Origin of the sequence: Actinomycetospora atypica (genome assembly GCF_042653685.1) — a bacterium.
GTDB classification, from domain to species: domain Bacteria; phylum Actinomycetota; class Actinomycetes; order Mycobacteriales; family Pseudonocardiaceae; genus Actinomycetospora; species Actinomycetospora atypica.
Genome location: NZ_JBHSIV010000052.1, coordinates 20,782 through 27,820, shown reverse-complemented (window position 1 = coordinate 27,820; position 7,039 = coordinate 20,782). Strand labels below are relative to the sequence as shown.

At 75.0% G+C, this 7,039-nt stretch carries 9 protein-coding genes; 3 read left to right on the top strand and 6 right to left on the bottom strand.

Annotated elements, in window-relative coordinates:
- Window positions 1-880: ATP-binding protein (locus ACFPBZ_RS27420; protein ID WP_378039293.1), on the top strand; the 880-nt coding region annotated here is incomplete at its 5' end.
- Here ACFPBZ_RS27420 and ACFPBZ_RS27415 read toward each other — a convergent pair.
- Together ACFPBZ_RS27415 and ACFPBZ_RS27410 are read right to left on the bottom strand one after the other, a co-directional pair.
- The gene (locus tag ACFPBZ_RS27415; RefSeq protein ID WP_378039292.1) at window positions 862-1,536 is read right to left on the bottom strand and encodes a 4'-phosphopantetheinyl transferase family protein; all 675 of its coding nucleotides are present in this window, start codon (window positions 1,534-1,536) and stop codon (window positions 862-864) included. The genes ACFPBZ_RS27420 and ACFPBZ_RS27415 overlap by 19 nt on opposite strands.
- Complete coding sequence (locus ACFPBZ_RS27410) at window positions 1,533-2,453, bottom strand: metallophosphoesterase family protein (RefSeq protein ID WP_378039291.1); 921 nt, start codon at window positions 2,451-2,453, stop codon at window positions 1,533-1,535. Before ACFPBZ_RS27410 ends, ACFPBZ_RS27415 begins: the two co-directional genes overlap by 4 nt.
- Before the next feature lie 63 nt (window positions 2,454-2,516).
- Here ACFPBZ_RS27410 and ACFPBZ_RS27405 point away from each other — a divergent pair, with 63 nt between their 5' ends.
- A complete protein-coding gene (locus tag ACFPBZ_RS27405; protein WP_378039290.1) occupies window positions 2,517-3,710 on the top strand; it encodes an adenylate/guanylate cyclase domain-containing protein in 1,194 nt (397 codons plus the stop codon).
- A 226-nt stretch (window positions 3,711-3,936) separates the two neighbouring features.
- Here the strand turns inward: ACFPBZ_RS27405 and ACFPBZ_RS27400 are convergent, their stop codons facing one another.
- Both ACFPBZ_RS27400 and ACFPBZ_RS27395 read right to left on the bottom strand, forming a co-directional pair.
- Window positions 3,937-4,170 carry a hypothetical protein gene (locus ACFPBZ_RS27400; RefSeq protein WP_378039289.1) on the bottom strand — a complete coding sequence of 78 codons (234 nt, stop codon included), beginning with the start codon at window positions 4,168-4,170 and terminating at the stop codon, window positions 3,937-3,939.
- A 24-nt stretch (window positions 4,171-4,194) separates the two neighbouring features.
- Window positions 4,195-4,458, bottom strand: a complete 264-nt coding sequence (locus tag ACFPBZ_RS27395; protein ID WP_378039288.1) for a hypothetical protein — start codon at window positions 4,456-4,458, stop codon at window positions 4,195-4,197.
- A gap of 387 nt (window positions 4,459-4,845) precedes the next feature.
- Between ACFPBZ_RS27395 and ACFPBZ_RS27390 the strand changes: the two genes are divergently transcribed.
- Entirely contained in the window at window positions 4,846-5,226 is a 381-nt protein-coding gene (locus ACFPBZ_RS27390) for a hypothetical protein (RefSeq protein ID WP_378039287.1), read from the top strand.
- Here the strand turns inward: ACFPBZ_RS27390 and ACFPBZ_RS27385 are convergent.
- Both ACFPBZ_RS27385 and ACFPBZ_RS27380 read right to left on the bottom strand, forming a co-directional pair.
- Window positions 5,216-5,728, bottom strand: a complete 513-nt coding sequence (locus ACFPBZ_RS27385; protein WP_378039286.1) for a MaoC family dehydratase — start codon at window positions 5,726-5,728, stop codon at window positions 5,216-5,218. The two genes, ACFPBZ_RS27390 and ACFPBZ_RS27385, sit on opposite strands and share 11 nt — an antisense overlap.
- Before the next feature lie 149 nt (window positions 5,729-5,877).
- Window positions 5,878-7,017 carry an SGNH/GDSL hydrolase family protein gene (locus ACFPBZ_RS27380; protein WP_378039285.1) on the bottom strand — a complete coding sequence of 380 codons (1,140 nt, stop codon included), beginning with the start codon at window positions 7,015-7,017 and terminating at the stop codon, window positions 5,878-5,880.
- Window positions 7,018-7,039: the final 22 nt, after the last annotated feature.

The window sequence follows — 7,039 nt, the reverse complement described above, 5'->3', positions numbered from 1 at the left end:
CGCCGAGCTCCGCGACGCCCGCGCCGAGCAGCCCGACGACGCGCTCGCCACGGCCGCCACCGACGCGCTCGCCCGCGCCCGGCGCAGCGAGGCCGACCACGAGCAGCGCGCCGCGGTGCTCGCCGCGGACGACCCGAGCACGGTCGAGGCGCTCTACGCCACCGCGAAGCGGGCGGTCGAGGCGCTGAGCCACCGCGCCGCCGACGTCGAGCGCCGCCGCGCGGAGGTGACCGGCCGGCTCCAGGTGGCCGGCGGGGAGGGCCGCCACGACCGGCTGGTCCTCGCCCGCACCGAGCTCGCCGCGGCCGAGCGGGAGCACGCGGCCGTCACCCGCCGGGCCGCCGCGGCGGTCCGGCTGCACACCACGCTGGCGCGGCGCCGCGACGAGGTGCGCCGGGCCTACGTCGCCCCGTTCCGCCGCGAGGTGGAGCGGCTCGCGCGGATCGTGTTCGGCCCGTCGCTGACCCTCGAGGTCGACCCCGCGCTGCGGATCGTGTCCCGCACCCTCGCCGGGGTCACGGTGGCCTTCGACGCGCTCTCCACCGGCGCGAAGGAACAGCTCGGGCTGTGCGCCCGCCTGGCGGTCGCGGCCCTCGTCGACGCCGAGGACGGGGTCCCGGTGCTCATCGACGACGCCCTCGGGCACTCCGACCCGGCCCGCCTCGAGCGCCTCGCGGCCGTGTTCGGGGCCGCGACGGCCGGCACCAGCCACCAGGTCGTCGTGCTCACCTGCACCCCCGCCCGCTACCGCGGCATCGGGGCGGCGCGGACGGTCACGTTGAACCCGTCCTACCCGCCGCCGGAGGCGGTCCCCTCCCCCGCACAGCCCGCGGGTGTGCACGCCCCGGAGGAGCCCCGGTCCTACCCCGAGACCGGCTGAGCGGCGAGGGCGATGGCCGTGATCACGTGGCCGCCCGCGACCGTCCACCGCCCGGCGAACGACGACACCTCCACGCCGTCGACCACCGGCCCGGGCACCAGCAGCTCGGCGGTGAACGTGCCGTCGGCCGCGGGCGTCAGCGCCGCCTCCTCGAAGCCGAGCCACCGCCCGGTCAGCGGGAACCACGTCTTGTAGACCGACTCCTTGGCGGAGAAGAGCAGCCGGTCCCAGTGCACGTCGGGGTGGTCGGCCGCCAACCCCGCGAGCACCGCCCGCTCGGCCTCCGACGACACCGCCTCGAGGACCCCGGAGGGCAGCACGTCGTGGGCCTCCGCGTCGATGCCCAGCGACCGCACCGCCGACGCCCACGCCACGGCCGCACCGCGGAAGCCCGGGGTGTGCGTGATCGACCCGACCACCCCGTCCGGCCACACCGGCGAGCGCTTCTCCCCCACCGGCACCGCCCCGGCCGGCGCTCCCAGGGCGGCGAGCGCCTCCCGGGCGCAGGCCCGCGCCGTGGTGAACTCCGCCCGCCGCGACGCGACGGCCTTCGCGACCGCGGCCTCCTCGTTCGGATGCAGCGCACCGACGCCGTCGTCGTCGCACCGGACCGCCGTGCTCACGGCGGCGGGCAGCACGGACGCGAGGGGGTTCACCACCGGGCTCCGTGGGCGAGGGCCCACGCGGTGAACGGGTCGTGCTCCTGCGGCTCCGGCGCGGGCAGGATCTGGCGCAGCGGCCCGCGCACGAGGTCGTGGCGCTGCCACTCGCGCGGGTAGCCGACCGACACCTCCTCGAAGCGGACCCCGTCCTCCCAGGTGGTCCGCGGCAGGTGCAGGTGCCCGTAGACCACGGCGACGGCGTCGTGCTCGACGTGCCAGCGCGCCGTCTCGGCCGTGCCGCACCACAGCGAGAACTCGGGATGGCGCAGCACCTGCATCGGCAGGGCCGTCATCGGCCAGTGGTTGATCAGCACCGTCGGCATCCCGGGCGGCCGCGCGGCCAGCCGCTCCCGGGTGACGGCCAGGCGCTCCGCGCACCACGAGGGCGGGTCGGGGTGGGGGTCGGAGGACATGAGGAACTCGTCGGTGGCCACCACCCCGGCCTCCCGGGCCGTCTCCAGCGCCGCGGCGGTCGTCATCCCGGCCATGTCGGGGCGGGTGCGCCACGAGTAGTCGTAGAGCAGGAACATCGGGCAGAGCAGCGTCCCGGCGAACACCGGCCACTCGTCCTCCGGCGTGAGCACGCCGAGCGAGCGGCACACCTCGACGAGGTGGTCGTAGCGGGCCGGCCCGACGAGCTGCACCTCGTCGGCGGGCGGGGTCCACAGTTCGTGGTTGCCGGGCACCCAGATCACCCGCTCGAACCGCTCGGCGAGCACCGACAGGGCCCAGCGGACGCTGTCGACCCGGTCGCCGACGTCGCCCGCGACGATCAGCCAGTCGCCCGGATGGGTCGGGTGCAGGTCGCGCACGACGTCGGAGTTCTCGGTGCGGTTGACGTGCAGGTCGCTGGTGGCCAGCAGCCGGGGAGCGCCCGCGCCGGGCGGGTCGGTCTGCGCATCGTCGTCCATCGGGTGATCAGGCTAGCCCGGACCGACCGAGCCACGGGGCCGCGGATTCGTCATGATGGCCCCGTGCCTCCGCGCCACCTCACGTCGCTGCCGATCCCCCGACGTCTGCGGTCGGCCATGGCGGAGACCGACTACGACCGGGCGGGGCTGCTCGAGGGCCTCTCCGGCGAGCAGCGGCGCATCCGGGTCGAGGTGCTCTCCGCGCTCGCGGGCGACGGGGTGGGCATCGACGCGATGCGGGAGGCGATCGAGCGCGACCGGCTCGGCCTGCTGCTGATCGAGCGGACCCTCTCCCCCGAGGACGGCTGGTCGATGTCGGCCATCTGCGAGCACACCGGGCAGGACCCGGAGGTCGTCTCGAAGTGGTTCCGCGCGCTCGGGCGGCCCGTCTCGGCCGACCCCGCCGAGGAGATCTACACCGACGAGGACGCGGAGATCGCCGAGCGGATCGAGCGCTACCGGGGGCTCGGCTTCACCGACGACGAGATGATGCCCGTGGTCCGGGCGATCGGGCGCGGGGTGCTCAACATGGCCGACGCGCTCGGCGGCCTGCTCGGCGACGCGCTGCTCGCGGCCGGCGAACCCGACCCGGAGATGGCGCTGCGCTACGCGATCGAGGCCCGCCGCATCGTCGAGGACGACATGCTCCACCTCACCCACCTCGTGTCGGTGGCGCTCGCCGACCGGATCCGCTCGCACGCCGTCGCCGTCGAGGGCTCCTCCGCGGGCCGGCTGCAGGGGGCGCAGGAGGTGTCGGTCTGCTTCGCCGACCTCGTCGGGTTCACCGACCTCGGGGAGAACGTCTCGGCCGTCGAGCTGTCCGAGGTGGCCGAGCAGCTCTCGGCGTGCGCCACCGACGTCGCCGTCCGGCCGGTGCGCCTCGCGAAGACGATCGGCGACGCCGTGATGCTCGTGTCCTCGGACACCACGTCGCTGGTCCGGGCGGCGGTCGAGCTGGCCCGGCGCTGGTCGGACGCGGACGACGGGCGCCCCGACGTGCGGGTCGGCGTCGCGAACGGCATCGGCGTCCCGCACGCGGGCGACTGGTACGGCTCACCGGTGAATCTCGCCTCCCGGGTCACGACGACCGCCCGGCCCGGCCAGGTGGTGGTCACGGCGCCGGTGCGCGACGCGGTCGTGGCGCACCTCGGCGAGGAGGCGGCGACGGCGGACTTCCGGTGGCGGGTGGCCGCACCCCGGCGGTTCAAGGGCATCCGCGGGGCCCAGCGGCTCTACCGCGTCACGGCCGGCTCCTAACGAGGACCGGGGCCGGTGGTGGTCCGCTCCCCAGCGACCACCACCGACCCCGGAGGAGTCTGCGCCTGCGGCGGTCCGCTCCCCAGCGACCGTCGCCCGACCCAGACAGTCGGCGTTCCCCGAACACCGACACCAACCGTTCGTCGGTGTGAGAACAGTGAGGCACGGAACACCACTACGTCCAGCGAGAACCCTCGATCACCACATGGGTTCACCCGGTGGAGTGCTACGTGAGGGGCTTCTTGCGGGCGTGCTCGCCCGCCCGGAGGCGCAGCAGGTTCACGGCCACGAACATCGACAGCACGACGCCGAGGATGAACACGACGAACCCGGCGGCCGTCGAGGCGCCGGTCAGCACCAGCGCGAGGCCGACGAGCAGCAGCACCGCACTCACGATCCACCCGACGACGAGCAGCCGCATGGGCGTCGTGCCGAACCGCACCGCGAGGCGTTCCACCATGGTCGGCAGTCTACGGACCGAGGACTACGCGCGGACCGCGACGAGGTCGTCGAGCCACGACGCCACGGCCCGCGCCGCGAGCCCCGACGTCGGGTCGAGCAGCGCCCGCAGCTCCCGGACCGTGCCGAGGATCGCCGGGGCGTCGAGGTGGCCGTGGACCAGGCGCTCGGCGAGACCGACGGCCCGGGCGCGGTGGTGGTCGTCGAGTGCGTCGAGGCACTCCCGGTTGGCGAGCACCGAGCGCGCGGCCGACCGGGCCTGCTCGCTGGTCCGGTGCTCCTCGTTCACGCGCCGGACGTTACTGAAAGTACACGGATGTGACTTCGGGTGCTTCGGCGCAGCGGTCGCATCACCGCGGCGAGCGGTGGCCACCCCGCGTCGTCGTGACCCGATCGTGACCGCAGAGCAGTCACGACGGCGAGATCCACCGCGATGACCACACCGAGCAGGCGGCCGGATGGCCCCCTCGAGACCCTCGCAAAATAGACCGAACGCCCCGTTTTGCAGGGCCTCGGTGCGGGATACCGTTGATCGAGTGACCGGTACGCGCGGTCCCGGATCGCCCGCGGAGGTCGCGATGTCCGACGGCAGGGCCGAGCGACACCTCCCGTGGGGCGACCCGGCGCTCGCCCCCGCGGCCGTCCTCGCCGACACCCGCTGCCCCGTGCCCACGTCGTGACCGCGACCTTCGCCGTCCGGGCCCTCTATGGACCGCCGCGCCCGGTGCTCGTCGTGACCGTCGCCGGCGAGGTCGGCCCGGACGACCACGACGAGTTCTGCCGCCAGCTGCGCCGGGCCTCGCACGTGCGGGCGACGGTTCCCGACGACGCCCGGCGCCGGTTCGGGTGCCGCATGCTCGCGATGACGATGGTGGTCGACCTGCGGGAGACCGCCTCGCTGACGGCCGAGGCGCTGACCCACCTGCTGCGCGAGCGCGGGGAGGACGGCCGCCCACCGCGGCTCGTGGTGTCCCCCGGCGCCGTGCGCGACGCGCTCACCGCCGCGGGCACCGCCGAGCTCTACGCCGACGTCGTCGACGCCGTGCTCAGGAGCTGACCGGCCGCACCGCGACCATGTTCATCGCGAGGCCGGTGAGCACCGTGCGGTCGTCCTCGGTGATCAGGGCGATGTCGGTCCGGACGATGCCGCGGTCGGGCTTGGAGCGCGACACCCGCGACTCCACGACCGCCACCCGCAGCCGCACCCGCTCCCCCGGGCGCAGCGGGGCGGGCCAGCGCAGCTCGTCGACCCCGGGCGAGGCGAGGCTCGCGACGGCCGAGATGTAGTGGTCGCAGTAGAGCCGCATCATGAGCCCGGCCGTCTGCCAGCCGCTCGCGATCAGTCCGCCGAAGGGGCCGGTCGCCGCCCAGTCGGGGTCGGTGTGGATGCGCTGCGGGTCGTACCGCGTCGCGAACTCGACGATCTCGTCGGGCTCCAGCGCGAGCCACCCGTACTCGTAGCTGCTCCCGACCACGTAGTCGGCGAACCACCGGTCGTCGATCGGGGCGTCGAGGTCGTGCTCGCTCAGCAGCTGCGTGGTCACCTGCGCCGACACCATGAGCCGATCATGGCACCGAGCGGTACTCGAGGCCTCCCGGCCCGGCCTGCCACGCGACCACCTTCCCGACGACGGCCGTGAGGGCCGGCGAGAAGGTCGACCGCCACAGCGTGACGGACTGCCCGCCGAGCTGGTCGGCGTACTTCCCGTCAGGAGGTCCGGAAGGGACCCTCGAACGCGAGCGCGGCGAACCGCTCCCCCATCCGCCGGTGGGTCGCGGCGTCGGGGTGCAGGGCGTCGGGCAGCGGGAGCTCCTCGACGTCGGCCTCGCCGTAGAGCTCGCGCCCGTCGAGGTAGGACAGGTGCGGGTCGGTGGCGCGGCGCTGCGCCACGATCTGCTCGAGCGCCTCGCGGACCACCCGCAGCGTGAGCCGCCCGGTTGGGACCTCCGCCGGGTCGCCGGTCGCGGTGAAGCGCACCGCGCCGTTCTCGAACACCGGCATGCCGGGCCCGGGCGTGTCCTCGTGGATCGGGCAGAGCACCGCCGAGACCACCAGCAGCGGCGTCGTCGGGTGCCCCTCGCGGATCGTGTCGAGGAAGCCGTGCACCGCGGGGACGAACGCTCTCCGCCGCATGAGGTCCGCGTTCACCACGTTGATGCCGAGCTTGAGGCTGATGACGTCGGCCGGGGTGTCGCGGATCGCCCGCGCGGTGAAGGGGTCGAGCAGGGCGCTGCCGCCGAAGCCGAGGTTGACCAGCTCCACGCCCGCCGCCCGGGCCGCCAGCGCGGGCCAGGTCCTCGTCGGGCCGGCGGCGCCGGAGCCGTGGCTGATGGAGCTGCCGTGGTGCACCCACACCCGCCCCGTTCCCGACGAGGCCCGCACCGGCGCGTCCGCGCGCAGGGCCACGAGGCGCGTCGTCTCGTGGGTCGGCAGCCAGATCTCCACGTCCCGCTCGCCGCCCGGCAGGGCGAAGCGGACCGTCCCGGCCGGGCCCGGGGCCGTCTCGGCGGCGCCGGAGAGCATGTCGACCGTGACCACGGTGCCGCCGCCGGTGCTCGCCGAGGCGGTCAGGTCGCCGTCGACCACCAGGTCGTAGACACCCTCGGGCCGGGCCGGGGCGCCGCGGTAGGCGACGACGGTGCGGTGGGTGTCGAGCTCGACCACGGTGGCCGCGGTGCGGAACGCCAGGCGCACACCGCTGGGCTGCGACTCCGCCATGAGGATCTGCGGGTCGGGGTACTGCTCGCGCGCCCACGCGGGCAGGCGGTGCGGGAGGAGGCCCTCGGCGGTGCGTTCGAGGTCGAGGGCGCCGCGGATGAGGTCGGGGACGAGGTCGATCGTCTGCACGGCACCACTCTGCCCGCTCCGA

What these genes read in the sequence shown, in the direction of transcription:
- ACFPBZ_RS27410 (WP_378039291.1), bottom strand. Translation starts at nt 2,453, where the DNA reads ATGGACGACGATGCGCAGACCGACCCGCCCGGCGCGGGCGCTCCCCGG.
- ACFPBZ_RS27400 (WP_378039289.1), bottom strand. Translation starts at nt 4,170, where the DNA reads ATGGTGGAACGCCTCGCGGTGCGGTTCGGCACGACGCCCATGCGGCTG.
- ACFPBZ_RS27385 (WP_378039286.1), bottom strand. Translation starts at nt 5,728, where the DNA reads ATGGTGTCGGCGCAGGTGACCACGCAGCTGCTGAGCGAGCACGACCTC.